General features: G+C 64.8%; 25 protein-coding genes. 11 read left to right on the top strand and 14 right to left on the bottom strand.

What is annotated here, in order from left to right; translation table 11 throughout:
• Positions 1 to 61: 61 nt before the first annotated feature.
• The 4 genes from R2N16_RS22070 to mtgA are packed head-to-tail and all read left to right on the top strand — an operon-like array spanning position 62 to position 4,779.
• On the top strand, positions 62 to 2,158 hold the full coding sequence (locus tag R2N16_RS22070) for a ribonuclease catalytic domain-containing protein (protein ID WP_316668600.1): 2,097 nt from the start codon (positions 62 to 64) through the stop codon (positions 2,156 to 2,158).
• Positions 2,159 to 2,210: 52 nt separating this feature from the next.
• The gene (locus R2N16_RS22065; protein ID WP_316668597.1) at positions 2,211 to 3,125 is read left to right on the top strand and encodes an energy transducer TonB family protein; all 915 of its coding nucleotides are present in this window, start codon (positions 2,211 to 2,213) and stop codon (positions 3,123 to 3,125) included.
• An 11-nt stretch (positions 3,126 to 3,136) separates the two neighbouring features.
• Positions 3,137 to 4,054 carry a shikimate dehydrogenase gene (gene aroE / locus R2N16_RS22060; RefSeq protein WP_316668595.1) on the top strand — a complete coding sequence of 306 codons (918 nt, stop codon included), beginning with the start codon at positions 3,137 to 3,139 and terminating at the stop codon, positions 4,052 to 4,054.
• Positions 4,055 to 4,074: 20 nt separating this feature from the next.
• Complete coding sequence (gene mtgA, locus R2N16_RS22055) at positions 4,075 to 4,779, top strand: monofunctional biosynthetic peptidoglycan transglycosylase (RefSeq protein ID WP_253543064.1); 705 nt, start codon at positions 4,075 to 4,077, stop codon at positions 4,777 to 4,779.
• Between the two features lie 12 nt (positions 4,780 to 4,791).
• On the opposite strand, the gene corA is transcribed toward mtgA, so the two are convergent.
• Complete coding sequence (corA, locus tag R2N16_RS22050) at positions 4,792 to 5,754, bottom strand: magnesium/cobalt transporter CorA (RefSeq protein ID WP_024972131.1); 963 nt, start codon at positions 5,752 to 5,754, stop codon at positions 4,792 to 4,794.
• A 212-nt stretch (positions 5,755 to 5,966) separates the two neighbouring features.
• Between corA and pyrF the strand changes: the two genes are divergently transcribed.
• Positions 5,967 to 6,782 carry an orotidine-5'-phosphate decarboxylase gene (pyrF, locus tag R2N16_RS22045; RefSeq protein ID WP_316668750.1) on the top strand — a complete coding sequence of 272 codons (816 nt, stop codon included), beginning with the start codon at positions 5,967 to 5,969 and terminating at the stop codon, positions 6,780 to 6,782.
• 40 nt (positions 6,783 to 6,822) lie between these two features.
• Positions 6,823 to 7,041 carry a metal transporter gene (locus R2N16_RS22040; RefSeq protein WP_316668590.1) on the top strand — a complete coding sequence of 73 codons (219 nt, stop codon included), beginning with the start codon at positions 6,823 to 6,825 and terminating at the stop codon, positions 7,039 to 7,041.
• Position 7,042: 1 nt separating this feature from the next.
• Here the strand turns inward: R2N16_RS22040 and R2N16_RS22035 are convergent, their stop codons facing one another.
• Genes R2N16_RS22035 through thiL form a run of 3 tightly spaced genes read right to left on the bottom strand, consistent with a single transcriptional unit; the run spans position 7,043 to position 9,236 of the window.
• Positions 7,043 to 7,543 (bottom strand): CinA family protein, encoded by a 501-nt coding sequence (locus R2N16_RS22035; RefSeq protein ID WP_316668588.1) that lies wholly within the window; start codon positions 7,541 to 7,543, stop codon positions 7,043 to 7,045.
• Positions 7,544 to 7,575: 32 nt separating this feature from the next.
• Entirely contained in the window at positions 7,576 to 8,154 is a 579-nt protein-coding gene (locus R2N16_RS22030; protein ID WP_316668587.1) for a phosphatidylglycerophosphatase A family protein, read from the bottom strand.
• Positions 8,151 to 9,236, bottom strand: a complete 1,086-nt coding sequence (gene thiL, locus R2N16_RS22025) for a thiamine-phosphate kinase (RefSeq protein ID WP_316668585.1) — start codon at positions 9,234 to 9,236, stop codon at positions 8,151 to 8,153. Before thiL ends, R2N16_RS22030 begins: the two co-directional genes overlap by 4 nt.
• 161 nt (positions 9,237 to 9,397) lie before the next feature.
• Between thiL and R2N16_RS22020 the strand changes: the two genes are divergently transcribed.
• From R2N16_RS22020 to R2N16_RS22010, 3 genes are all read left to right on the top strand, one after another.
• Complete coding sequence (locus tag R2N16_RS22020; protein ID WP_316668583.1) at positions 9,398 to 11,743, top strand: NADP-dependent malic enzyme; 2,346 nt, start codon at positions 9,398 to 9,400, stop codon at positions 11,741 to 11,743.
• A 472-nt stretch (positions 11,744 to 12,215) separates the two neighbouring features.
• Positions 12,216 to 12,647 (top strand): ribonuclease, encoded by a 432-nt coding sequence (locus tag R2N16_RS22015; RefSeq protein WP_316668581.1) that lies wholly within the window; start codon positions 12,216 to 12,218, stop codon positions 12,645 to 12,647.
• Positions 12,644 to 13,267: a barstar family protein gene (locus tag R2N16_RS22010; RefSeq protein ID WP_316668579.1), complete on the top strand. Its 624-nt coding sequence runs from the start codon at positions 12,644 to 12,646 to the stop codon at positions 13,265 to 13,267. The genes R2N16_RS22015 and R2N16_RS22010 overlap by 4 nt, the downstream gene beginning before the upstream one ends.
• Positions 13,268 to 13,356: 89 nt before the next feature.
• On the opposite strand, the gene araH is transcribed toward R2N16_RS22010, so the two are convergent.
• From araH to R2N16_RS21980, 6 genes are read right to left on the bottom strand one after another with little or no spacing between them, the layout of a single operon-like run.
• Entirely contained in the window at positions 13,357 to 14,367 is a 1,011-nt protein-coding gene (gene araH / locus R2N16_RS22005; protein WP_316668576.1) for an L-arabinose ABC transporter permease AraH, read from the bottom strand.
• A 33-nt stretch (positions 14,368 to 14,400) separates the two neighbouring features.
• Entirely contained in the window at positions 14,401 to 15,930 is a 1,530-nt protein-coding gene (araG, locus tag R2N16_RS22000; protein WP_316668575.1) for an L-arabinose ABC transporter ATP-binding protein AraG, read from the bottom strand.
• Positions 15,931 to 15,987: 57 nt separating this feature from the next.
• Positions 15,988 to 16,992, bottom strand: a complete 1,005-nt coding sequence (locus R2N16_RS21995; RefSeq protein ID WP_316668573.1) for an arabinose ABC transporter substrate-binding protein — start codon at positions 16,990 to 16,992, stop codon at positions 15,988 to 15,990.
• A gap of 53 nt (positions 16,993 to 17,045) precedes the next feature.
• Positions 17,046 to 17,984, bottom strand: a complete 939-nt coding sequence (locus tag R2N16_RS21990; protein WP_316668571.1) for a Gfo/Idh/MocA family protein — start codon at positions 17,982 to 17,984, stop codon at positions 17,046 to 17,048.
• 2 nt (positions 17,985 to 17,986) lie between these two features.
• Positions 17,987 to 18,928, bottom strand: a complete 942-nt coding sequence (locus R2N16_RS21985) for a dihydrodipicolinate synthase family protein (protein ID WP_316668569.1) — start codon at positions 18,926 to 18,928, stop codon at positions 17,987 to 17,989.
• Between the two features lie 26 nt (positions 18,929 to 18,954).
• Positions 18,955 to 20,691, bottom strand: coding sequence for an IlvD/Edd family dehydratase (locus R2N16_RS21980; protein ID WP_316668567.1), 1,737 nt, complete (start codon positions 20,689 to 20,691; stop codon positions 18,955 to 18,957).
• A gap of 203 nt (positions 20,692 to 20,894) precedes the next feature.
• Between R2N16_RS21980 and R2N16_RS21975 the strand changes: the two genes are divergently transcribed.
• Positions 20,895 to 21,839, top strand: coding sequence for a LysR family transcriptional regulator (locus R2N16_RS21975; RefSeq protein WP_316668565.1), 945 nt, complete (start codon positions 20,895 to 20,897; stop codon positions 21,837 to 21,839).
• Between the two features lie 60 nt (positions 21,840 to 21,899).
• Here R2N16_RS21975 and R2N16_RS21970 read toward each other — a convergent pair whose 3' ends face one another.
• The 4 genes from R2N16_RS21970 to gcvA all read right to left on the bottom strand — a co-directional run bounded on the left by R2N16_RS21970 (position 21,900) and on the right by gcvA (position 24,806).
• Positions 21,900 to 22,499, bottom strand: coding sequence for a YidB family protein (locus R2N16_RS21970; protein WP_316668564.1), 600 nt, complete (start codon positions 22,497 to 22,499; stop codon positions 21,900 to 21,902).
• Positions 22,500 to 22,582: 83 nt separating this feature from the next.
• Complete coding sequence (locus R2N16_RS21965) at positions 22,583 to 23,332, bottom strand: 16S rRNA (uracil(1498)-N(3))-methyltransferase (protein WP_316668562.1); 750 nt, start codon at positions 23,330 to 23,332, stop codon at positions 22,583 to 22,585.
• Positions 23,333 to 23,382: 50 nt separating this feature from the next.
• On the bottom strand, positions 23,383 to 23,802 hold the full coding sequence (locus R2N16_RS21960; protein WP_316668560.1) for a VOC family protein: 420 nt from the start codon (positions 23,800 to 23,802) through the stop codon (positions 23,383 to 23,385).
• Positions 23,803 to 23,879: 77 nt separating this feature from the next.
• Complete coding sequence (gene gcvA / locus R2N16_RS21955) at positions 23,880 to 24,806, bottom strand: transcriptional regulator GcvA (RefSeq protein ID WP_316668558.1); 927 nt, start codon at positions 24,804 to 24,806, stop codon at positions 23,880 to 23,882.
• A 176-nt stretch (positions 24,807 to 24,982) separates the two neighbouring features.
• On the opposite strand from gcvA, the gene R2N16_RS21950 reads away from it, so the two are divergent.
• A partial coding sequence (locus R2N16_RS21950) for a porin (RefSeq protein WP_343228939.1) occupies positions 24,983 to 25,169 on the top strand: 187 nt, incomplete at its 3' end.

Here is a 25,169-nt window from a genome sequence, read left to right as displayed (position 1 = left end):
GCCATTTCACCTCATTCAAAGTGGTGCTCGCTCGTGTGAGTGCCGCAATCCATACAAATCCATGCAGTTGCTGTTTGAAGAAGGCGGCGAGATCCGCGCGGGCACCGTCTTGTCCCAACAGGGCGAGGCCTATCAGGTCGAGTTGCCGAGCGCCAAGCGCACCAAGGTCAAGTCGCGCGACGTGTTGCTGCAATTCGCGCAGCCGTCCGCGGGTGAGTTGTCGCAGGCCGCACAGGCGCTGTCGGCAGAAATCGACTTGGATTTCCTCTGGGAATGCGCTTCGGCCGATGAATTCGGCTTTACCGATTTGGCCGGCGAGTATTTCGGCGCCGGCGCCAATGCTACGCAGCAAGCCGCGCTGGCCATCGCGCTGCATGGCTCGCCCGTCTACTTTCGCCGCAAGGGCCGTGGCCGCTATCAGCGCGCACCCGAAGATCAACTGAAGGCCGCGCTCGCGGGCTTGGAGCGCAAGAAGCAGCAAGCCGCGCTGCAGGCCGAATACGAAGCCGAACTGAAGGCGATGCGCTTGCCCGACGCCTTCCGCGGTAAGACACTGCAACTGCTGTTCAAGCCGGACAAGAGCAGTCTCGAATACAAGGCGCTCGACGCGGCGTGCACCGCGCTGGGCCTGTCGCCGATGCGCCTGATGGTGGCAGTGGGCGGCATCGCCAATGCCCGTGCGCTGCACGAGGCGCGCTTTCTGTCGGAGTGCTTCCCGAAGGGCATCGGCTTCCCGGATGTGACTGTGCCGGAACCGGCGATGGAGCTGCCGGCCGCTGCCGTGCGCGCCTTCTCGATCGACGACGTGACCACCACGGAAATCGACGACGCCATCTCGGTCACGCCCATTGACGACGCCACGGTGCGTATCGGCATCCATATTGCCGCGCCGGGCTTCGGCATCCAGCGCGGCGAACCGTTGGACGTGATTGCACGCCAGCGTTTGTCGACCGTGTATTTCCCCGGCGATAAGATCACGATGCTGCCGGAGTCGGTGGTTGATCGGTACACGCTGCAGGAAGGGCGCGCGTGCCCGGCGCTGTCGCTGTACGCGACGGTCGACCGCGCTACATGGGCGGTTACCGCCAGCGAAACGCGCTGCGAAACCGTGACCGTGGCCGCCAACCTGCGCCACAACCTGCTCGACGACGTGATCACCGCCGACGCGCTGGCCAACGGCTCGGGCGAATACCCGTTCAAGGCCGAACTGGCCGTGTTGTGGCCGTTTGCGTGCGCGTTGTACGACGGCCGCCAGCAGGCACGCATCGCCAGCGGCCTGAAGCCTGAGGGCGCGCAGAAGGGCGATTATTCGTTCTATATCGATGCGATTCCCGAGGCCGAGGGTGGCGGCGAGCGCGTGCGCATCGAACAGCGCAAGCGCGGCTCGCCGCTGGACAAGATCGTCGCCGAGCTGATGATCCTGGCCAACAGCACGTGGGGCCGCATGCTGGCCGACGCTGGGGTGCCGGGCATCTATCGCACGCAAAAGGCGTGGGGCATGCACCGCACGCGCATGCAGACGTATCCGGCGCCGCATGAAGGTCTGGGCGTGGCGCAGTACGCGTGGAGTACCTCGCCGCTGCGTCGCTATGTCGATCTGGTCAACCAATGGCAGATCGCGGCAGTGGCGCAGCACGGTGTGACGGCCAAGCTAATTGCACCGTTCAAGCCAAAGGACGCCGACCTGCTGGCCGCAGTGGCTGACTTCGAAGCCACCTACGCCGCCTATGCCGACCACCAGTCGACCATGGAGCGTTACTGGTGCCTGCGGTGGCTCAAGCAGGAAAACCGCACGCGCATGCAGGCCGTGGTGCTCAAGGAAGGCGCCGTACGCTTCGCCGACATTCCGCTGGTGACGAAGGTGCCGGAGCTGGCGCAAACGGCACGCGGCACGCATGTCGTGCTCGATATCCTGGACACCGACGAGATCAGCCTGGAAGTGTCATGCCGCGTGGTGGAAATCCTCGCGCCCGCAGCGGATGCACACGCTGAAGCCGAAGCCATCGAAGAAGAACTGGCCGAGGCAGAGACCGAAGCCAATGTGCCGGCTGAACCACAACCGGCCGCCGATGGGGAAGAGGCTCGCGCAGAAGCCGACGCAGCTGTGGCGCCGCCGCCGCAAGACGGCGAGAGCGGTGGAACGCCTGCCGCTGCCTAACTACAATCGCAGACTGACTTTCATTCTTCGCGCATCGAGCAGGAATCGCCCCATGGCCGCTCTCGCAAACCGTCCGGACTGGTCCGGCAGCAGCACGCTCACCAAGGCACTGGTGGTGTCGCTGGCCGTGCATGTTCTGCTGCTGTTCGTGCGGGTGGTGGCCCCCGAGGCGTTCGATATCAAGCGCGAAGACCCGGGTCTGGATGTGGTGCTGGTCAACGCCAAGTCGTCGACGGCGCCGTCCAAGGCGACGGCCGTGGCCCAGGTTAACCTGAACGGCGGTGGCGAATACGACCAGCAGCGCGCTACCACGCCGCTGCCTGCCGACACCAATGAGCAGACCGGTGACGCCATCAAGCTCACGCAGCGCCGCGTTGAATATCTTGAGCAAGAGCAGCGCCGCCTGCTCACGCAATCGACCGACCGCGCACCGCTGGTCAATGATCGGCAGGTCAAGCCCGGCCAGCGTCCGCAGCCGTCGCCCACCAATGGCACAGACGACCGCACCACGCAAGACGAAATCGCCCGCCTGCAGGCCGAGATCGACCGTAACCTCGAGAACTACGCCAAGCGCCCGCGCCGCAATGTGCTGACTGCCGCCAGCGCGCGTCAGGTCGATTACGCCCGCTACTACGATGCCGTGCGCCGCAAGATCGAAGCGCGAGGCACCGCCAACTTCCCCAGCCAGAATGGGCACCCGCTGTACGGCGAGCTGATCGTCGTGATCAGCATCAACCGCGAAGGCCAGCTTGGCTACAACCAGGACGGCTACAAGATCGAAGGCATCGAGATCGCCAAGAGCTCGGGCAACCCCGCGCTGGATCGCCAGGCCGTGGCCATCGTGCGTTCGTCTTCACCGTTTGGCGGCTTCCCGGCCGAGATGCGCAAGCGCGTCGACATCCAGGATGTGGTCGCCACTTTCAAGTTCACCCGCGCAGGCCTGGAAACCCACCTGCAGACCCGCTGATTTCGCCGTCCATGTCGTCGTCGTTCCAAGAGGCCATCCTCGCAGCTGCGAGCGCGCCCCCCACAGATCGCTATGGCGTGATCGGCAACCCGATCGCGCACAGCAAGTCGCCCATCATCCATGCTGCGTTTGCGCAGCAGACTGGGCAGCTCATCCGCTACGACCGTATCTACGCTGAACTGATCGCATTTGACGAAACCGTGATGACCTTCGTGCGCGAAGGCGGACGCGGGCTCAACGTGACCGTGCCGTTCAAGCTCGATGCGTATGCAATGTCGACATCGCTGTCGCTGCGGGCGGAATCGGCCGGCGCGGTCAACACGCTCAAGTTCGACGGCGAAGAGATCTTTGGCGACAACACCGACGGCGTCGGCCTGATGCGCGACATCACCCACAACATCGGCAATTCTTTCGAAGACGAACGCGTGCTGCTGCTGGGCGCCGGTGGCGCAGCGCGTGGCGTGCTGCTGCCGTTGCTGGAGCACAAGCCCGCGCGCGTGTTCCTCGCCAACCGTACGGCCGATCGCGCCAACAGGCTGGTCGAGCGCTTCGAGGTCTCGGCCAAGCTGCACGAGGTCGAACTCGTGGGCGGCGGCTATGACGAGCTGGCTGCGGACGACGTGTTCGACGTCATCATCAACGCGACGGCGAGCAGCTTGCAGGCCGAGGTGCCGCCGATCCCGACCACCGTGTTCGGCCCCAACGCGCTGGCCTACGACATGATGTACGGCCCGCGGCCGACGGTGTTCATGGAGTTTGCCCGCCGCAACGGCGCCCGCGCATGGGACGGCCTGGGCATGCTGGTGGAGCAGGCAGCGGAATCGTTCTTCGTCTGGCGCGACGTGCGCCCGGATACCGCTCCGGTGCTGCTTGCCATGCGCGAAGGGCTGCAGGGCGAAGCCGCCGTCGCGGCGCGCGCGCCTCGCTGAACCTGGAGAGAAGCCCCGCGATGATGCGTTGGTTCGGCTACGTGATCGGCTGCTTCGTTGCGGGCGTGGCCGCGCTGAACTTGTACTTCTTTGCCGCCATCGCGAGTTGGCAGGTGTTCGATCCGTCGTCCACCAGCTTCATGCGCGCCGAGCGCATGCGTTTGTGCGGCGCCAATGTCTTCACCTGCAAGGTAGACCACCGCTGGGTCAATTACGACCAGATCTCGCGCAATCTCAAACGTGCGGTCATCGCCAGTGAAGACGCCGATTTTGTCTCGCACAGCGGCTGGGAAGTCGATGCCATGCTGGACGCGTGGGAGAAGAACAAGCGGCGCGGCCACGTGGTCGCGGGCGGTTCGACCATCACGCAGCAACTGGCCAAGAACCTGTTCCTCTCGGGCGAACGCCACTACCTGCGCAAGGGTGAAGAGCTTGTCATCACGTGGATGCTTGAGTTCTGGCTCGATAAGGAACGCATTCTCGAGATCTACCTGAACTCGGTGGAATGGGGCGAAGGTGTGTTCGGCGCGGAAGCGGCGGCTCAGCACTACTTCAAGCGTCCTGCCTCGCAGCTCACGGTGGGTCAGGCGGCACGCTTGGCCGCGGCGCTCCCCGCACCGAAGTGCTTCGACAAGAAGAGCTACTGCGCCAACGTGCACGTCAACTTCACGCGCAAGGCCACCGTAATCGCTAACCGTATGGGCTCCGCCACGCTGCCGGATTAACCGGGCGTAGGGCTACTTCAGCCAGCCTTTTCGGCGAAAGTACACCAGCGGAATTGCCGCCGACACCACCATCATCACGATCGCGTACGGGTAGCCCTCGGCCCAGTCCAACTCCGGCATCACCTTGAAGTTCATGCCGTAGATCGAGGCGATCAGCGTGGGCGGCATCAGCGCCACCGACACCACGGAGAACAGCTTGATGATCTTGTTCTGGTTGATGTTGATAAAGCCGACCGTGGCATCCATCAGGAAGTTGACCTTGTCCGACAGGAACGCCGTGTGGTTTTCGATGGAATCGATGTCGCGCAGCACCTGGCGCGCCTCGTCCTGCTGGTCGGCCGAAAGCAACTGGCTGCGCAGCAGGAACGACACGGCGCGGCGCGTGTCCATCACGTTGCGGCGGATCCGGCCGTTCAAGTCTTCCACGCGGGCGATGATCTCCAGCACATCGGCGGCGGCCGCATCGGTCACCTCATCGGCCAGCACGCGCTTGCTGGCATCTTCGAGGCGTTCGTAGACTTCTTCGATGGAGTCCGCCGAGTATTCCGCGTCGGTGGCGTACAGATCCATCAGCACATCTTTGGCGTTGCGCACCGAGCCCGGGCGAAGCCGCGCACGCATGCGCACCAACCGGAACGCAGGCAGATCTTCGTCGTGGATGGAGAAGAGCACATCCTTGGTCAACACGAAGGCCACGCGCACGTTACGCGAGGTGGTTTCTTCGTCGAGGAGGAAATCGGTACGGATGTGGATGTGGCCGTCTTCGCCTTCAAAGTAGCGGGCGGAGGCTTCCAGGTCCCCCAATTGCTCCAGCTCGGGCAGGACCACGCCGTAGGCTTCCTTGATCCACGCCAGTTCTTCGTCGTCGGGGTCGATCACGTCGATCCAGATCGGCTTGTGCTGCAGCAGTTCACTGCGTTCTTCGACCTGTTCCTGCGCGAGACGGCCTTTTTGCACGACGAACAGGTTGATCATGGGGTGTTTCCTTGAAGCAGGCGTTGAACGGGCGGCGAAAAATCGCGCCGAGTGTAGCGTAAAGAGCCGACGGGTTCAGCCACAAACGGTGGCTTGGCGCGCACGCGTGGGGCCGATGCCACGTCCGGAAGATGCGGCCACCGGGCCGCCCGACGAGTAAAATGCAGACAAGTCATGCGGCCAGCCGGCTGCGCTCTCACATTCCCGACACCATGCGATTTACCGAACAACTGGCTGCCGCCTGGCAACGCAACAACTCCCTGCTGTGCGTCGGGCTCGATCCCGACCCGGCACGCCTGCCGGCCTCTCTGACCGGCACGGGCGGAGCGATCTTCTCGTTCTGCCGCGCCATTGTGGACGCGACCGCCGATCTGGTCTGCGCGTTCAAGCCGCAGATCGCCTACTTTGCCTCGCAGCGCGCCGAAGACCAGCTCGAGCAGCTCATCAACTACATCCACGAGGCATATCCGGGCATCCCGGTCATTCTTGATGCCAAGCGTGGCGATATCGGCTCCACCGCCGAGCACTACGCCAAGGAAGCCTTCGAGCGCTACCAGGCCGACGCCATCACCGTGAGTCCGTACATGGGTTTCGACTCGATGCAGCCGTACCTCGCGCATGCCGAAAAGGGCGTGATCGTGCTGTGCCGCACCTCCAACGCCGGCGGCAGCGATGTGCAGTTCCTGGAAACCGACGGACGCCCCGTCTACCAGGTCGTGGCAGAACGTGCGCGCGACGTGTGGAACACCAGCGGCCAGATGGGCCTGGTGGTGGGCGCGACCTTCCCGGAAGAAATTGCCAAGGTGCGAGAGATCGTCGGCGATATGCCGCTGCTGATTCCGGGCGTTGGCGCCCAGGGCGGTGACATCGAAGCCACGGTGCGCGCCGGCCGCACGGCGGACGGCAACGGCATGATGATCAATTCGTCGCGGGCCATTCTCTACGCCAGCACCGACAGCGATTTCGCCGATGCGGCCCGCCGCGTGGCGCTTGCCACCCGGGACCAGATCAACCAGTTCCGCAACTGATCCGCACGGTCGGTTCGGTTGCCGTGAGAGGAAGGACGCCATGACCACGCATCCGCACCGCCCTGTCGCCGGTACGCTTCGAGAAGAGACCGCCAAGGATCCGAACCGCAAGCTCGAGAAAGAGCGCGACGATACCCACCAGCACGAGACGACGCGCCGCGATCATGATCGCGACCGTCGCCACGAGCACGACCACGAGCACCAGCCGGAACACGATCACGGAGATCGTCGCCGGCCGGATCATCCCAGCGAGATCTAGATCAGGACTCCGCCGAGTCGAGGAAGTCGAGCAGGCCGCGCAGCGCGTGCTCCGCAGCCTGCAGTCGGACCTGCTTGCGGTCGCCCTTGAAGTGGCGCGTTTCCACACGCGTTTGCAGGCGGTTGCTCCAGCCGAAGCACACCATGCCGACAGGCTTGTCGGGCGTGCCGCCGGTCGGGCCGGCCACACCGGTAATTGCGACGGCCACCTGCGCGCGGCTGTTGAGCACTGCGCCCTCGGCCATGGCGTGCGCCACCGGCTCGCTCACGGCGCCATGTTCGCGGATCAGCGCCGCCGGAACGCCCAACATCTGCGATTTCGCTTCGTTGGAATAGACGACGAAGCCGCGCTCAAACCACGCGGACGAGCCCGATACATCCGTGATGGCGGCGGACACCAGCCCGCCGGTGCACGACTCGGCGGACGCCATCATCAGGCTGCGCTTGTGCAGCGTATCAGCGGTGAGTTCGGCCAGTTGGGCCAGGGCGCGGGATTCAGCCATTGCAATACCTTCGAAGCTTCCGACGTCAAACGTCAAAACGAGCGCCACAGCGCAAACACAAGCAGCGTGTAGAACGCCGCGAGAATGTCATCGACCATCACGCCATAGCCGCCGCGCACGCCAAAGCCCTTGAGCGTGCGGTCGTAGTAGCGGATCGGTGCTGGCTTGACCATGTCGAAGAAGCGGAACCACAGGAAAGCGGCGAATTGCCCACCCAGCGTGGTTGGCGTGACGAAGGCCAGCACGAGCCAGAACGCGACCATTTCGTCCCACACCATGGCGCCATGATCGGCGACGCCCAGATCGCGCGCGGTGCGGGCGCACGCCCAGATGCCGATCACGAAGCCAACGGCCGCGATCAGCAGCCAAGTCGGTCCCGAAATCCAGCGTGCAAACACCACGTAGATCACCCACGCGTACAGCGTGCCGACCGTGCCCGGCAGGATGGGCGACAGGCCCGAGCCGAAGCCGAGCGCGAGGATACGCGCCGGATGCCCGAACATGAAGCGCGCCGTCGGGCGGCGGACTTGTGCGGTCTGGCCCGCTTCAAGGACGACGGCGTCAGCCTGGCCCGGCGGATTGGAAGGCGGGAAGGGAGTGGAAGACGTCATGGGGCGGAAGAGAAATGGTCGAAGCTGCTGTGCGTGAAGATGACCGGGGCGCCGTACGCATCGACGAGTCGCAAGCCGGCTTCGGCGTCGATGCGGCCGACGCGTGTGACAGCCACGCCCGCGCGCTGGCCCGCAGCGACCACGGCGTCGCGAGCACCGGCAGGGGCCGTGAAGCAAAGTTCGTAGTCGTCGCCGCCGGCCAGCGTGCATTGAAGTTGAAGCGCCGGGGGCTGCGCTGCCAGCGTCGCCGAGCGCGGTACATCATTGACCGTGATCGTCGCTCCAACGCGAGATTGCGTGAGGATGTGGCCAAGATCGCCTAACAAGCCATCCGATACGTCCAGCGCCGCCCGGGCGACACCGCGCAATGCCAGGCCGAGCGCGACGCGCGGCGTGGGCATGTCCATGCGCGGCTGCACCTGGGCGAGCGCGTCGGGCGTGAGCGCCCATTCGTTGCGCAGCGCGCCCAACGCCAGTCGCGCATCGCCGACGGTGCCCGAGATCCAGAGGTCATCGCCAGGGCGGGCGGCGTCGCGACGCAGTGCCGCAGCGGCAGGGACGTCGCCGAAAACCGTCAGGCTGAGTGTGAGCGGCCCGCGGGTGGTGTCGCCGCCAATGAGTTCGCAGTGAAAGGCATCCGCCAAAGCGAGGAGACCTTCGGAAAATGGTTTCAGCCAGGCGGGGTTGGCTTCGGGTAGCGCCAACGCCAGCGTGAAAGCGCGCGGCTCCGCACCCATGGCCGCCAAATCCGACAGGTTGACAGCCAGCGCTTTGTGGCCAAGTGCGCGTGGCTCCGCGTCTGGGAAAAAGTGACGGCCGGCGACGAGCATATCGGTGGAAATCGCCAATTCATGGCCCGGGCGCGGACCGAGCAAGGCGCAATCGTCGCCCACGCCCAATGTCGCCCGCGGCGTCGGTCGCGTGAAATAGCGGCGGATCAGGCCGAATTCGGACAGATCTGCGGCAGGATCAGCGGAGTTGGAAGAATTGGTGGGCTTGGGCACGGCAGCGGCGATGGAAGGATATGGGGCAAGCCCGATGGTGCCGTGACAGGACGGTGGAATATTGTAGCGAATGCGCATGTCACCCCCACCCAAAATCCCGTTGTGAGATCGCTTTTCACTATATAAAATGACGGGCCCAAGGAGGCGGACCGTATTCCCGTGGCGCTCGTGAGGGTATCCCGGTGGCCCGCTAGATGCGACGGCCGGCGCGCGCGCTGGCCACCCGATACGAGAGACCCATGACCACGGTGGATACCCAGCCTCAGCAGCCCGCCCGCACGGATGAAGAACTCAAGGCGCAGCAGCGCGCCGCCTTGCGCAAGGCCGCGCTGGAGTACCACGAGTTTCCGACCCCGGGCAAGATTTCCGTCACGCCGACCAAGCCGCTGTCGAACCAGCGCGACCTCGCCCTGGCGTATTCGCCCGGCGTTGCTGCGGCCTGCGAAGAGATCGTCGAAGACGTCGCCAACTCTTTCCGCTACACCGCCCGCGGTAACCTCGTCGGTGTGGTGACCAACGGTACGGCCGTGCTCGGCCTGGGCGATATCGGCCCGGAAGCCTCGAAGCCGGTGATGGAAGGCAAGGCCGGCCTGTTCAAGAAATTCGCTGGTATCGATGTGTTTGACATCGAGATCAACGAAAAAGACCCGCAAAAGCTGGTCGATATCATCGCCTCGCTGGAACCGACCTTCGGCGGCATCAACCTCGAAGACATCAAGGCCCCGGAGTGCTTCTTCGTCGAGCGCGAACTGCGCAAGCGCATGAAGATCCCGGTCTTCCACGATGACCAGCACGGCACCGCCATCGTGGTGGGCGCGGGCATCACCAACGCGCTCAAGGTGGTTGGCAAGGACATCAAGAAGGTCAAACTGGTGGCTTCGGGCGCGGGCGCCGCGGCGCTAGCCTGCCTTGACCTGCTGGTCGACCTGGGGCTGCCGCGCGAGAATATCTGGGTGACGGACCTGGCCGGCGTGGTCTACGAAGGCCGCACTGAACTGATGGACCCGGACAAGGCGCACTTCGCACAGAAGACCGACCTGCGCACCCTGGCCGAAGTCATCGACGGCGCCGACATTTTCCTGGGCCTGTCCGCGGCCGGCGTGCTCAAACAGGACATGGTCAAGCGCATGGCCGACAAGCCGATCATCTTCGCGCTGGCCAACCCGAACCCGGAAATCCTGCCGGAGCTGGCCAAGGAAGTGCGCCCCGACGTCATCATGGGCACCGGCCGCACCGACTACCCGAACCAGGTCAACAACGTCCTGTGCTTCCCGTTCATCTTCCGCGGCGCACTGGATGTCGGCGCCACCACCATCACGCGTGAGATGGAAGTTGCGGCCGTGCACGCCGTGGCTGAACTGGCCCGTCAGGAGCAAAGCGACATCGTTGCTACCGCCTACGGCATCCAGGACCTGTCGTTCGGCCCCGAATACCTGATCCCGAAGCCCTTCGACCCGCGCCTGATCGTCAAGATCGCGCCGGCCGTGGCGCAGGCAGCCATGCTCTCGGGCGTGGCGCAGCGTCCGATCGAAGACATGGACGCCTATCGCCAGCATCTCCAGCAGTTCGTCTACCACTCGGGCACGCTGATGAAGCCGATCTTCTCGGCCGCACGCAAGGTGCCGATGGAGAACAAGCGCATCGTCTTTGCCGAGGGCGAAGAAGAGCGCGTGCTGCGCGCCGTTCAGATCGTCGTGGACGAAAAGCTTGCCTGCCCGGTCCTGATCGGCCGCCCGAGCGTGATCGCCCACCGCATCGAGCGGTTCGGCCTGCGCCTGCGCGAAGGCGTGGACTTCACCGTGGTCAACCCGGAGCACGACGAGCGCTTCCGCGATTACTGGGAGACGTACTACAAGCTGATGGCACGCAAGGGCGTGACGCCGCAGTACGCCAAGTTGGAGATGCGTCGCCGCAACACGCTGATCGGCGCCGTCATGGTCCACAAGGGCGAAGCGGACGGCATGATCTGCGGCACGATCAGCAACACCGCCGCCCACCTGCGCTACATCGATCAAATCCTGGGTGGCACCAACTGCGTGTACGCGGCCATGAACGGCCTGGTTCTGCCGGGTCGCCAGGTCTTCCTGACCGATACGCACGTCAACGTGGACCCGACTGCCGAGCAACTGGCCGAGATCACGATCATGGCCGCTGAAGAGCTGTGCCGCTTCGGCATCAAGCCGAAGGTCGCGCTGATGTCGCACTCGAACTTCGGGTCGTCGGAGGCACCTTCGGCCGTCAAGATGCGCGAAACGCTGGCAATCCTGCGCGAACGTGCTCCGAACCTGGAAGTGGATGGTGAGATGCACGGTGATGCCGCGCTCGACGAGAAGCTGCGTGCGTCGCTGGTGCCGGATTCGACGCTCAAGGGCGAAGCCAATCTGTTGGTCATGCCCAACATCGACGCCGCCAACATTGCCTACAACCTGCTGAAGGCGGCCGCGGGCAACAACATCGCCATTGGCCCGATCCTGCTGGGTGCGAAGAAGCCTGTGCATATCCTTACGCCATCGGCCACGGTGCGACGCATCCTTAACATGACGGCACTGACCGTCGTGGATGCGGCCGCGCAAGCGCAGCGCTGATCGCGATTGCACCAGAAAAGGGAGCGCACGATGCTGCGCTCCCTTTTTTTGTCAGCTAAGTTTGCGTGCGCTTACATTTCTGCAAACTAAATAGCCGTATCAAAAAGCCCTTCAGACTTTCACCCTCGGTTGATTGTTGTCATCGATGAGCGTACCCTTATGGGCTGAAGGGGTGCTTCTGAGCACATGAGGTCCGAACCGGGCCGGACGGGTTAAAAAAAGCGGTTTTCCGTACACACGTCTGACTGGGTCGCCTTATTCGGTGCGCGCAATTGGTTGGTTTTTGCAGGCGGAAGGATTCCCCAAGTCTTCGGCAGTCGCCCGACTTGTCATTCCCTGCCAGGCCTCTCACGCATTGAGCCGCTTCGCTTTCAGCTGCAAACCGGCTGTCCGGATCGTTATTGGACGGCCACCTGCGCTTGTGACCTGCGCCGGGCTCCGGTCGGCGCGATTCTCCCGTTAGGGCCTGCTGATGACAAAGCGACTTGGAGCGTGGATCAGCCGCTCCGTATCTCAGGCGATGGCGCGTGGCGCGCTAGCGGCGACGCTTGCGTTGTCGGTGGCTGGCTTGCCGGCCAATGCGGTCGGTCGGGACACCACCGGCATGGCTGCCGCCGTGGGAACCATTCGCCCGGCAGACCTGCCCAACGAGGCGCAGCGCACACTGGCACTGATTGAGCAGGGCGGCCCGTTTCCCTATGCAAAAGATGGCACCACGTTCGGCAACTATGAACGACGTTTGCCTGCGCAACGGCGTGGCTATTACCGGGAGTACACCGTGAAGACGCGGGGGGCTCGCAACCGCGGCGCTCGGCGCATCATCTGCGGCGGCGATCAGCAAGCGGCCAACGACTGCTACTACACGGAAGATCACTACAACAGTTTTCAACGGATACAGCGATGACGACCAACATGTTTGGGCTGGACGACTCGCTCACCGCACGCGATGAGCGCGTGGCCCGCGAGGCGTGGCACAAGGCGCAAAATCTGTACGACGGTGTGGTCGGCATGCAGGCCCTGGGCGCACGCGTCGGGGGTGCAGCCAAGTTGCCCCAAAGTGCACCGCAGAACATCATGACGCAGGACAACACTCAGCCGGACGACGACGGAGGTCGCGAAGACGCCATGAACCTGTTCAAGACGGTGCGTCCGAATATCGTGCAATCGATCCGCGCGTTTCGCGTGGCGGATCTGGCCGAGTCGGCGGCCAGCCTTGGCCAGCATTTCCTGTACGCCAACTGCGCGGCCGCGACCACCAAGAGCGAAGTGCTCGACGTGATTGCGCGCGAGTTCCTGTTCCCGAAGCATTTCGGCAAGAACTTCGATGCCCTGGCCGACTGCCTGACCGACATGATCTACAAGGCCGGCCCGCAACCGGGTTTTGTCATCGTGCTCGAAGGCCTGCCGTGCCAGCCCAAGTTCGACAAGGAAGCGCGCGAAGTGCTGCTGGACGTGTTCCGCGACGCGGCCGAGTTCTGGGGCGAGCGCAAGGTGCAGTTTCGCGTGTTCTATTCGTTCGCTTGAACCTGCCCGCCCGACGGGCGATCGGCGTTGGAATGAAAAAGCCCGCAAACGCGGGCTTTTTTGTTGCCGTGTGAAGGCCGACCGGCTTGTCAGCTTGCGCGCTTGTTGCGGCGAATGCGGTCGAACCACACCGCCAGCAGCAGAATGCCGCCCCGGATCAGGTACTGATAGAACGTCGGCACATTCATCAGGCTCATGGCGTTCTGCACCGACCCCATGATGAGAACGCCGACCAGCACACCCGACACGGTTGCCACCCCGCCTGTGAGCGAAACCCCGCCCAGCACGCAGGCCGAGATCACCCCCAGTTCAAGCCCGACCGACGTTTTCGGATCGCCAAGGCTCATGCGCGAGGCCAGCATTACGCCGGCAAAGCCGGTCACCAGGCCTTGCAGGACGAACACGGCAATCTTGATGCGCGTGACGGGCAGGCCGGCAAGCAGCGCGGCTTCTTCATTGCCGCCGACGGCGAGCACGTTCTTGCCGAATACCGTCTTCTTGAGCAGGAAGCCGAACAGGGCGAAGCCGACGATGTTGCTCCAGATGGGGTACGAGATGCCGAGGAACGACCCGCCGCCCAGGTCGAAGAAGCTCTCTTCGGAAATCATCACCGCATCGCCGTTGGAGGTGATGAAGGCGAGGCCGCGCACGACTTCCATCATGGCCAGCGTGACGATCAGCGAGTTGATCTGGTAGCGCGCCACCAGCACGCCGTTGACGAGCCCGACCAGGCCGCCCGCCAGCACGCCGGTCCCGACGCCAAGCACCACGCTGTGCGTGGCGGTGATGAGCGTGGAGGCAACAACGCCTGCGAACGCCACGATGGAGGCAACGGAGAGGTCGACCTCGCCGAGTGCGAGGACGAACATCATCGTGACCGAGATGGAGCCGATCAGGGTGACGGAGAGCAGCAGGCCCTGGATGTTGCGGCTGCTGACGAAGCCCGGCACCGTGAACGCCAGCGCGGTGAACAGCAAGAGGAACACCACGACGATGCCCGATCGGTTGACCAGCTCCCACGTGAGGGCGGCGCGGCTGGGCATGCCAGGGGCCGCCAATGGCGGGCCGCCCGGCACGGATTCGGTGGATGGCGTTTGCATAGGGTCGGTTTCCATGAGGGCGTGAATCGCGCGTTAGCGCGGCAGCGCAAGTTTGATGAGGGTGTCGGGCGAGGCGTGCTCTCTGGGCAGATCGCCGACGATGCGGCCCTGCTTCATCACGAGCACGCGGTCGGCAACGCCGATGACTTCTGCCAGATCGCTCGACACGACGATGACGGTGCGGCCCGCTTCGGCGAGGCCGTAGAGCAGGCTGTAGATTTCGCTGCGGGCGCCGACGTCGATGCCGCGTGTGGGCTCGTCCATCAGGAAGACGCCGATGTCCTCGGCCAGCCAGCGCGAGAGGATTACCTTCTGCTGGTTGCCGCCCGACAGCTTTCCGATGGGCGTTTCACCGTTGCGCGTCTTGATGGCGAGCTTGTCGATGAACGACTTGGTGGTCCGCGCTTCCTGCCGGTTGTTCAGCACGCTGAAGCGGCTGAAGTGGCGCCGGCAACTGATGTTCAGGTTGTCCGACACCGAGGCGATGGCGACGATGCCTTCCTGCTTGCGGTCTTCCGGACAGAGCGCGACACCCGCGCGCACCGCGTCGCGCGGCGTGTTGAACTGGACGCGTTTGCCTTTGAGGTGAACCTCGCCCGCTGTGGGCCTGACTGCGCCATAGAGCAGCTTCATCAGCTCCGAACGTCCCGCGCCGACCAGCCCGAAGAAGCCGACGATTTCTCCTGCGTGCGCTCGGAACGAGGCGGGTTCGCTCAAGCCCGGCCCCATCAGGCCGCGGACGTCGACCTTCACTTCGCCGAGCGGGCGTGGCTTGTAGCCGTACACGTCCTGGATCGAACGGCCGACCATGCAGCGGATCAGCCGTTCGCGGTCGAGGCTGGCGCCGGCATTGAACGTGTCGATGTGCCGGCCGTCACGGAACACGGTCACGCGATCGCACAGTTCGTACACCTCTTCCATACGGTGCGTGACGTAGATGACCGCGCGGCCCTCGGCCCTGAGTGCACGGATGATGCGGAACAACTGCGCTGTCTCGCGTGAGGAGAGCGAACTCGTTGGTTCGTCGAACGCGATCACGCGCGCGTCGCGCATCAGAGCTTTGCCGATCTCGATCATCTGGCGCTGGCCGATCGACAAATGCTTGACGGGTTGGACCGGGTCGAGCTTCTCGCCCAACCGTTCGAGTTCGCGCAGCGCACGGGCAATCAACGTCTTCTCGTCGAGCACGCCAAAGCGGTTGGGCAGCGCGCCGAGCATCAGGTTTTCTGCCACCGTCAGTTCGGGCACGAGGTGCAGTTCCTGATAGATGATCGCGATGCCCGCCGCAATGGCCGCGCGCGTGTTCGTGAACTGCTGCGGCACGCCATCGAGCGACAGCGTGCCAACCTCCGGCTGGTTGACACCCGACAGCACCTTGAGCAGCGTCGACTTGCCCGCGCCGTTCTCGCCCATCAGGCCGTGCACCTCGCCGCGGCGGATGTCGAGCGAGACGTGGTCGAGCGCCAGCACGCCCGGAAAGCGCACGGTAATGCCGTCGAGCTTCAGATAGGCGCCAGCGGAAGCGTCGGGCGGGCCGCTCTCATCAAGTGATTGGACTGTCATCGGTTGCTCTTTGAGGATGCGCGTGGGGCGCGTAACCCGCCCGCGCCGCGCGTTGCATCAAATGCCCAGTTCCTTGCGCACTTCCTGCCAATTGCTGCGCACCATCAGCTTGCCGGTGGTCTGCGTATCTGCGGGCGGCTGCTTGCCGGTCTTGATCCAATCGACGAGGTTGGCGGCACTGTCCTTGCCGTGGTTGGTCGAACTGACGGCAATCGTGCCGAAGAAGCCAGTCGGTTCCTTCTTCTGGAATTCTGCAAACGCCTCGCCGGCCCCGTTGATGCCGACACCGATCACGTCGGCTGCCGGAATATGCAACTGCTCGGTTGCGCGCACGCCGCCCAGCACGCTCTCTTCATTGAGCGCGAAGATCACCCATTTCTTGATGCCCGCATGCTGCGCCAGCACCGGCGATGCCGCATTGAAGCCGCCTGCGTCGTCGGTTGTCTTTTGCGGCGCGTCGAAGATGTTCTCCTTCTTGAAGCCGCCGGCCAGCAGCGTCTGCGTGGCGCCGTCCGTGCGCAGCTTGGCGGTCGGCAACTCATAGTTGGTGATGCGCAGCGCGCCCACTTCCTCGGGCTTCCAGCCGCGGCGCTTCATCTCGTCTGAGATGGCCTGGCCGACCTGGTTGCCGATCTTGAATGCCGACATGCCCAGGTGCGGCACGTTGGCCAGGGGCTTGCCTGACGAGTCGACGAGTTGATCGTCAACCGTGACGAACTTCATGTTGTAGTGCTTGGCGCGTGCGGAAATGGCCGGGCCCAGGCGCACATCCGGCGCGCAGATGACGAAGCCCTTGGCGCCTTGTGCGCCCAGGTTGTCGATGGCGGAGAGCACTTTTTCGCCATCGGGCGTGCCGATGTTCACCACCGAAAAGCCGTTCTTCTGGCCAAGTGCGGTGGCAGCTTTCTGTTCGTTGATGAACCAGGCTTGCTCGGGCATCTTGACCAGGAAGCCGATCTTGAGCGGCTCGTCGGCGTGGGCGGGCAGGGTGGCGGCCAGCGGCGCCAGGCACAGAGTGGCTGCCAGGGCGGACAGGGTCAGCCGGCGAAGTTTGCGTTGCATGGTTGTCTCCTCGTTGGAATGGCTCTTATGGCACTACGTGAGTCGGGCGTGCCTCACGGCACGAACGGATCAATCAGATGGCGCCGACCGAGCAGCATGGCGTCGGCCACGTGCTGAAGCGGGCGGACATCCACGTCGCTTTCGCCGTTGGCGATCAGCTCGAGAAAGCGTGCGTACAGGCTCGGGTATTCGAGTTCAGGGCCGATGTCGATCTCAACGCCGTCGATGGTCAGTTGCTTGCCGCCCTGTGCGAGCCGCAGGGTGCCGTCGCGCGTGGTCACGTCGATCTGCCATAGCTCCCCGGCGTCATGGCGCCAGTCGAATGCCGCCTGGATCGCCGTGCCGCGCTCATCGGTGAATGCCAGGTGGGCGGCAATCGGCGTTTGCTGATTGGCGGGTACCCACAGGTCGGCCGACGTCAGAAAGAACGCATGCGGCAGCACGCGGGTCAGGATCGACAGCGCGTTGATGCCCGGGTCAAACACGCCCAGGCCGCCGGGTTCCCAGATCCATGCCTGGTTCGGGTGCCAGCGGCGCACATCCTCTTTCCATTGCACGTCGACCGAGACGATGGCGCGGCTTGCGAGCCACGCGCGAGCGGTCTCGACACCGGGCGCGTGGCGCGAGTGCCAGGACGCGAACAACGTGCAGCGATGCTCCTGCGCCAGTTCAGCGAGGATCGCGACTTCCGACACGCTGGCGCCCGGCGGCTTCTCCAGCATCACGTGCTTGCCGGCGGCGAGTGCCGCACGGGCCTGCGCAAACCGCACCTGCGGCGGCGTACACAGCGAGACCGCCTGCAGCCCGGGTTCGTCTGCCAGCATGGCGTCGAGCGTCGTGTAATGCGGCAGGCCGTCAATGCGCGAATGCGGGCTCGCGCAGGCCGCGAGCGTGAATCCGGGCTGCGCGGCGAGCGCCGGCAGATGCTGATCGCGCGCGATCTTGCCAACGCCGACAATGCCGATCGCAATTGGATTGGTTTTACCGTGCATGGCTATCGACCCCAGCGCAAGACCAGCGGATCAAGCCGCCGGGCAATGTCGATCAGGCCCCGACGCGTGTCGGGATGCATCGGCGGCAGCGGATGGCGCGATGCCTCGCAGGCGATCACCCCACCTTCCTTCATCAGGGCCTTGGCGGTCAGGATGCCGGCCTGCCGGTTCTCGTGATTGATGAGCGGCAACCAACGTTGATACAGATCGAAGGCGAGATCGTGCTGCCCTTGCGCGTGCGCCTCGATGATCGGCCGGATGCCATCGGGATACGCGCCGCCGGTCATGCTGCCCGTGGCGCCGGCATCAAGATCGGCCAGCAGCGTGATGGCTTCTTCGCCGTCCCACGGGCCTTCGATGGCGTCGCCGCCCAGGCGGATCAGCTCGCGCAGCTTGGCCGCTGCACCGGGCGTTTCGATCTTGAAGTAGGCAACCTGCTCGATCTCGCGGGCCACGCGCGCGAGGAACGCCGCCGATAGCACCGTGCCGCTGGCCGGCGCATCCTGAATCATGATCGGAATGCCCACAGCATCCGACACGCGTGCAAAGAATTCGTGGATCTGCGTTTCAGGCACGCGGAAGGTGGCGCCGTGGTAGGGCGGCATCACCATCAGCATGGCGGCGCCCATGTCCTGCGCGCGGCGGCTGCGTTGCGCGCAGACGGCGCTGCTGTAGTGCGATGTGGTGACGATCACCGGTACGCGGCCGGCGACATGTTCCAGCGCGGTGCGGGTGATCAACTCGCGCTCGTCGTCGGACAGCGCGAACTGCTCGGAAAAATTCGCCAGGATGCATAGACCGTCCGAGCCGGCATCGATCATGAAATCGATCGCGCGTTTCTGGCTTGGCAAATCGAGTTCGCCGGTCTCGGTGAAGGTGGTGGGCACCACTGGGAAGATGCCGCGATAGCGTGGTGCGTGCGCGGCGGGTTGAGCAATCGGCAAAGCCAGTCTCCTACGCGTGTATCGATTCAGTGCGAGTGGCGCGGCACGGCGGCGCCACGGCAGCCGACCAGGAAATCGAGGTCGCAGCCCTCGTCGGCTTGCAGTACGTGGTCGACGTACAGGCGCTGGTAGCCGCCGCCTTCGCCGTGCGAGCGCGGCGCTTGATAGGCCGCCATGCGGCGCGCGAGTTCGGCATCGTCGATGTCCAGGTGCAGCGTGCCGGCTTCGCAGTCGAGTTCGATCCAGTCGCCGTCCTGCACCGCGGCCAGCGGGCCGCCGGACGCGGCTTCGGGCGCGACGTGCAGCACCACCGTCCCGTAGGCGGTGCCGCTCATGCGCGCGTCGGAAATGCGGACCATATCCTTCACACCCTGGCGCAGCAGCTTGGGCGGCAGGCCCATGTTGCCGACCTCCGCCATGCCCGGATATCCCTTCGGCCCGCAGTTCTTCATCACCAGCACGGAGTTGGCATCCACCTCCAGTGCTTCATCGACGATGCGTTCCTTGTAGTGCTCGAGGTTTTCAAAAACGACCGCACGGCCGCGATGCCGTAGCAACTCCGGACTCGCTGCCGACGGCTTGAGCACCGCACCGCGCGGCGCGAGGTTGCCCCGCAGCACGCGAATGCCGCCGTCGCCGATCAGCGGGTTGGTGAGCGGGCGGATCACTTCGTCGTCGGTGATGGGCGCGTTTTTTACGTTGTCCCACAGCGTCTTGCCGTTGACTGTCAACGCGTCGGGGTGCGGCAGGAGCTTGGCCTCGCCAAGGCGGCGCAGCACCGCAGGCAGACCGCCGGCGTAATAGAACTCCTCCATCAGGAAGCGGCCCGATGGCATCAGGTCGACGATGGTGGGGGTGTCCCGGCCGATGCGCGACCAGTCTTCCAGCTCAAGCGGCACGCCAATGCGTCCGGCAATCGCCTTGAGGTGGATCACCGCGTTGGTCGATCCACCGATGGCCGCGTTGGCGCGGATGGCGTTCTCGAACGCCGCGCGCGTGAGGATCTTGGACAGCGTCAGCCCTTGCAGCGCCATCTCGACGATGCGGATGCCGGACATATGCGCAAGCACGTAGCGCCGCGCATCCACCGCCGGAATGGCCGCGTTGTGCGGCAGCGATGTGCCGAGCGCCTCGGCCATGCACGCCATGGTGGATGCCGTGCCCATCGTGTTGCACGTGCCGGCCGAGCGCGACATCCCCGCTTCAGCCGACAGGAAGTGGTGCAGATCGATTTCACCCGCCTTGAGCGATTCGTGCAGCTGCCATACGGCCGTGCCAGAGCCGATGTTCTTGCCATCGAGCTTGCCGTTGAGCATCGGTCCGCCCGTCACGACGATGGCCGGCACGTCGCAGCTTGCCGCGCCCATCAGCAGGGCGGGCGTGGTCTTGTCGCAGCCGGTGAGCAGCACAACCGCATCGATCGGGTTACCGCGAATCGCCTCTTCAACATCCATGGCCGCGAGGTTGCGCGTGAGCATGGCCGTCGGGCGCAGGTTCGATTCGCCGTTGGAGAACACGGGGAATTCCACCGGAAACCCCCCCGCCTCGTAAATGCCGCGCTTGACGTGCTCGGCAAGCTTGCGGAAATGCGCGTTGCACGGGGTCAGTTCCGACCAGGTATTGCAGATGCCAATGATCGGGCGGCCGTCGAATTCGTGGTCGGGAATGCCCTGGTTCTTCATCCAGCTTCGGTACATGAAGCCGTTCTTATCGGCGGTGCCGAACCATTGGGCCGAGCGCAGCTTGGGTTTCGATTCCGACATGGGTGCGTGTGTCACGGACGTGGTTGTCGAGGCGCGCGCGCATCGATTCGGCTGTGTGGCACTTGCGGGCCGCACGGCACGTCCGTTGTCTCCGGTGTGGTTGTGGTTTTTTGATCGGACCGAGTGTACGGAGCGCCCTGATATCCTTCCAATGAAATATTGGTCATGACCGATATCCGATTTGATATCTCTAGGAAGACCCGATGTCGAACAGCCCCTGGTATGTCCGTGCGCGCCTGAAGACGCGACAACTGCTGCTGCTGATTGCCCTGGCCGAGGAGGGCAACATCCACCGGGCGGCCGCCGCGCTCAACATGACGCAGCCCGCCGCCTCCAAGCTGCTGCGCGAGCTGGAGGCGATGCTGGATGTGCAACTGTTCGAGCGCATGCCGCGCGGCATGCGGCCCACGCGCTATGGCGATGCCCTGATCCGCCACGCACGCGCCGTGGTCGGCAGTCTGGACCAGGCGCAGGAGGAAGTGCTCGGGCTCAAGGCCGGACACCTGGGCCATGTGGCGGTTGGCACGATCACCTCGCCTGGCGTGCGGCTGCTGCCGCCGGTGGTGGCGCAGATCACGCGCGAGCATCCGGGGCTGCGGGTGTCACTGGATATCGAAAGCAGCAACGTGCTGCTGGAACGCCTGGCACAGGACAAGCTCGACCTGGTGGTTGGCCGCCTGTTTGCCGAGCACGACAAGCTGCACCTGCGCTACGAGCCGCTGGCCGACGAACCGGTGGTTGCGGTGGCGCGGCCGGGGCATCCGCTGCTGGCGCAACCGTCGCTGACGCTGGGCGACGTGCAGCCGGCCACCTGGGTAGTGCCGCCTATCGGCAGTGTGCTGCGCCACCGGTTCGACCTGATGTTCCAGCGGGAGAGCCTGACCGCGCCATCCAGCGTGGTGGAGACCTCGGCGCTGCTGTTCCTGACGCGCATCCTGGAGCAGAGCGACATGCTGGCCGTGATCGGCGCCGATGTGGCGCAGTACTACGCGTCGTATCGGATGCTGGCGATTCTTCCGTTGTCGATGCCGTGCCAGATGGACGACTTCGGCATCATCACGCGCACGGATCGGCTGTTGTCTCCGGCCGCGGAGCATGTGGTGCAGGCGCTGCGCGAGGCGGCACGAACGGCCTACAGCGCAGGTTGACGGCCGGCGTAAAAAAAGAAAGCCCGCAACTGCGGGCTTTTTTCTGCGCGGCGAGGGCGTTCAGGCTGCCGGCACTGCGCCCTGCGGCGTGAGGTGATTGACCGCTTCGGGCAGGCCTTCGGCGAGCTGGTTGGCGAGGTCGCCTTCGCTGATGCCGAAGTGGGCGGCGAGTTTTGACACCTCCTCCAGCGCGCCCGTGCCGCTCAGTGCCTGGGTAATCTGCTCGCCCGACACCGGCAGGTTCTGGCCATTGCCGATCCACGATTTGACCTGTTCGCCCAGGCCGGCTTGCTCAAGGATCTGCTGCAGCGGCCCGAGGCCTCCTGCCGCGGCCTGATCCGCATTGGCGCCGCCGCCGCCCAGCAATCCGCCGAGCAGACCGCCAAGCCCACCGGCACCGCCAGCGCCACCGAGCAGGCTGCCGAGCGCCCCGGCGCCGCCTGCCGCACCCAGCAAGCCGCCCAGCGAACCGAACAAGCCGCCGCCCTGATCTTCCTGCCCTTGCGGCGCGGCGGCATCGCCCGCGCCTTGCGACTTGTGCTTCATGGCCAGGTAGGCCAGCACGCCCACGGCCAGCAGCACCTTCTTGTTGCCCAGCAAGGATGATTGCGCGCCGCCGGCGTCGTTGCCGCCGCCCAGAATCGAATCGAGTAGACCCATGATGAAGCTCCTTTGGTCAATGGCGGGCACGGGGGAAAGGCCCGCCGGTGGGGATCAAACGGTCAGTGTTTCGTTGTCACAACTTAGAACTCGCCGAGTACGGCATGCAGCGCAGACACGGCAACAAGCGCCGCCGATTCCGTTCTCAGGATACGTCGTCCGAGTGTCAGCGGTAAGAAACCGGCGGCCTCAGCAAGCGCTTCTTCGTCGGGCGAGAGACCGCCTTCGGGGCCGATCAGCAGGACGATGCCGTTGCCTTCGATGCGCGTGCGCGATTGCACCGCCCATTGCGTGAGCGATTGCGTGCCGCGCGGAGACAGCAACACGCGCGGCGCGTCGATCGACTTGGCAGCGGCGAGCCATTCGCGCAGGGTGGCGACCGGTGCGACAGCCGGCACGCGGGCCCGGCCGCATTGCTCGCAGGCGGCCTGCACCAGTGCTTGCCAGTGCTGCGTGCGCTTGGTTGCACGCTCGCCGGAGAGGCGCACCACGCCGCGCTCGGTCTGTAGCGCAGCGATGGCGTTCACGCCCAGTTCAACGGCCTTTTCGATCAGCCAATCCATCTTGTCGCCACCGGCAATGCCTTGTGCGAGCGTGATGGCGTAGCGCGCCTCGGTGTCGGGCTGCGTGGCGTCTGCAAGGCTGGCGGTGGCGTCGCGCTTGTTGATGGTGTCGAGCCTCGCGCGGAATTCGTGGCCGGAGCCATCGAACAGGCAGACGTCATCGCCGACGGCCAGCCGCAGCACGTGGATGTGGCGCGTGACGGCCTCGGGCAGCGTGACGGTGGTGTGCGGGGCAAGCGGCGTATCGACGAAAAAGCGGGGAAGCCCCATTACAGCAATCCTTGTGGTGAAGCGGCTCGGGCAATCAAACGATGAAGCGATCAGGCTGTCGCCGGGCGGCAGGCGAGGCCCCAGCGATAGCCGTCGGGGTCGCGCACGGCGGCGTAGCGCTCGCCCCAGAAGGCATCGTGCGGCGCCATGATGGACGTGGCGCCCTGGTCGAGCGCATGGTGGTACGCGGTGTCGACGTCGTCGCAATACAGGTGGAAGCTTTGCGGGCATTCAAAGCCCGCGCCGGCCGGGGCTTTGGCGGTGGAGCCGAAGGCGCCCTCGGGCGCAAACATCAGCATGAGTTGACCCTGGTAGGTCATCTCCACGTGGATCGGGCGGCCATGGTCGTGCACCTCATCCTGCACACCGAAACCGAACGCGTTGCGATAGAAGGCGATGGCGGCCGATGCATCGCGCACGGTCAGGTATGGGACGAGCCACGGGGTGTTGGCGGGGCGGGGGAAGCTCATGGCGGGCTCCTTCTTCGGCGCAATGCAACCAGGGACGAGTAGTGTAGAGCGCCCGCCACACCACAATCAAAAAGAAATCAAAACACCTCGCTTGACGGGGCTTGGTTGCGCGCCCGGCCGCCGCCGCGCGCAACCTCATCGACGAGCCATTGGCGGAACAGGGCAAAGCCTGCGTGCTCTGCCGCCTGGTGCGGATGGATCAGGTAGTACGACAGGCGCAGCGAGGCTTCGGTCGCCAGCGGCCGCATCAGACGTCCGGCGGCGATGTCGTATTCGACGAGGATGCCCTGGCCCAGCGCCACGCCCTGGCCGTCAATGGCCGCCTGCAGCGCCATCAGCGCTTCGGAAAACGCTGGCCCGCGCGAGGCGTCGATCTGGGGCACACCCACCTCGTCGAGCCATTGTCGCCACGTCGGGTGGTGCGCCAGATGGCGTCCGCCACGCTCGTGCAGCAGCGTGTGCGCGGCAAGGTCTTGCGGCATGCGGATGGCGGCCTGGAGCGTGGCGTTGCATACCGGAAAGAAATCGGTGGAGGTGAACCACTCGACACGCAGGTTGGGCGCGTTGACTTGCCGGTCGTCAATGCACAGATCGAACTGGCCATGGTCCTGCACATCGGCGGTGGAGACCTCGACGCGCACGTGCGGATGTTGGTTGAAGAAGCGGTACAGGCGCGGCACCAGCCATTTGGCGCCGAAGGTTGGCGGCACGGCCACGCGCAGGGGCGCATCGGCGGTGTCCATCAACAGGTCGGTAGCTTGTTCGAGCGCACGCAGCGCGTCGCGCACGCGGGGGAGGTAGTTGTCGCCGGCGTCTGTCAGCGTGAGCTGGTTGTTGCGGCGCGCAAAGAGCTTTTTGCCCAGGTGATCTTCGAGCTGCTTGATCTGGTGGCTGACCGCGGCGTTGGTCACGCAAAGCTCATCCGCCGCCCGGCTGAAGCTCAGGTGGCGGCCCGCGACCTCAAAGACACGCAATGAATTAAGGGGAGGGAGGCGCCGCGGCATGTGTTTCCATTAAGAAAAATTTGACGTCTCACGAAGAATTTGTAGTTTGCCACGTTAAGGCAGCCCCGACTACAAATGCGCCTGGGGACGGTTGACGTTGCCTGGTGTGTGCCTCCAGCGATCTCAAACCACGCGATGCACCGGACCCCGCCTACAAAAACATTTCAGGAGACGTCATGATTCGAACCACCGCTGTTCGCGGGATGCTGGCGTGCGGCCTCGCGCTCGCTGGTTGGACCGCCCCCGCCCTCGCACAAACCAACGTCACGCTGTACGGCCGCGTCGCCAGCGGCATCGACTACCAGAACAATGTCGCCCCCACCGCGACCTCGCCGGGCGGCAGCCTCTGGCGGGCCGCCGACA

The sequence above is a fragment of the Ralstonia psammae genome, assembly GCF_958405935.1.
GTDB classification, from domain to species: domain Bacteria; phylum Pseudomonadota; class Gammaproteobacteria; order Burkholderiales; family Burkholderiaceae; genus Ralstonia; species Ralstonia psammae.
The sequence above is the reverse complement of the archived record's forward strand: the minus strand, read 5'-3'. Positions and strand labels throughout refer to the sequence as shown.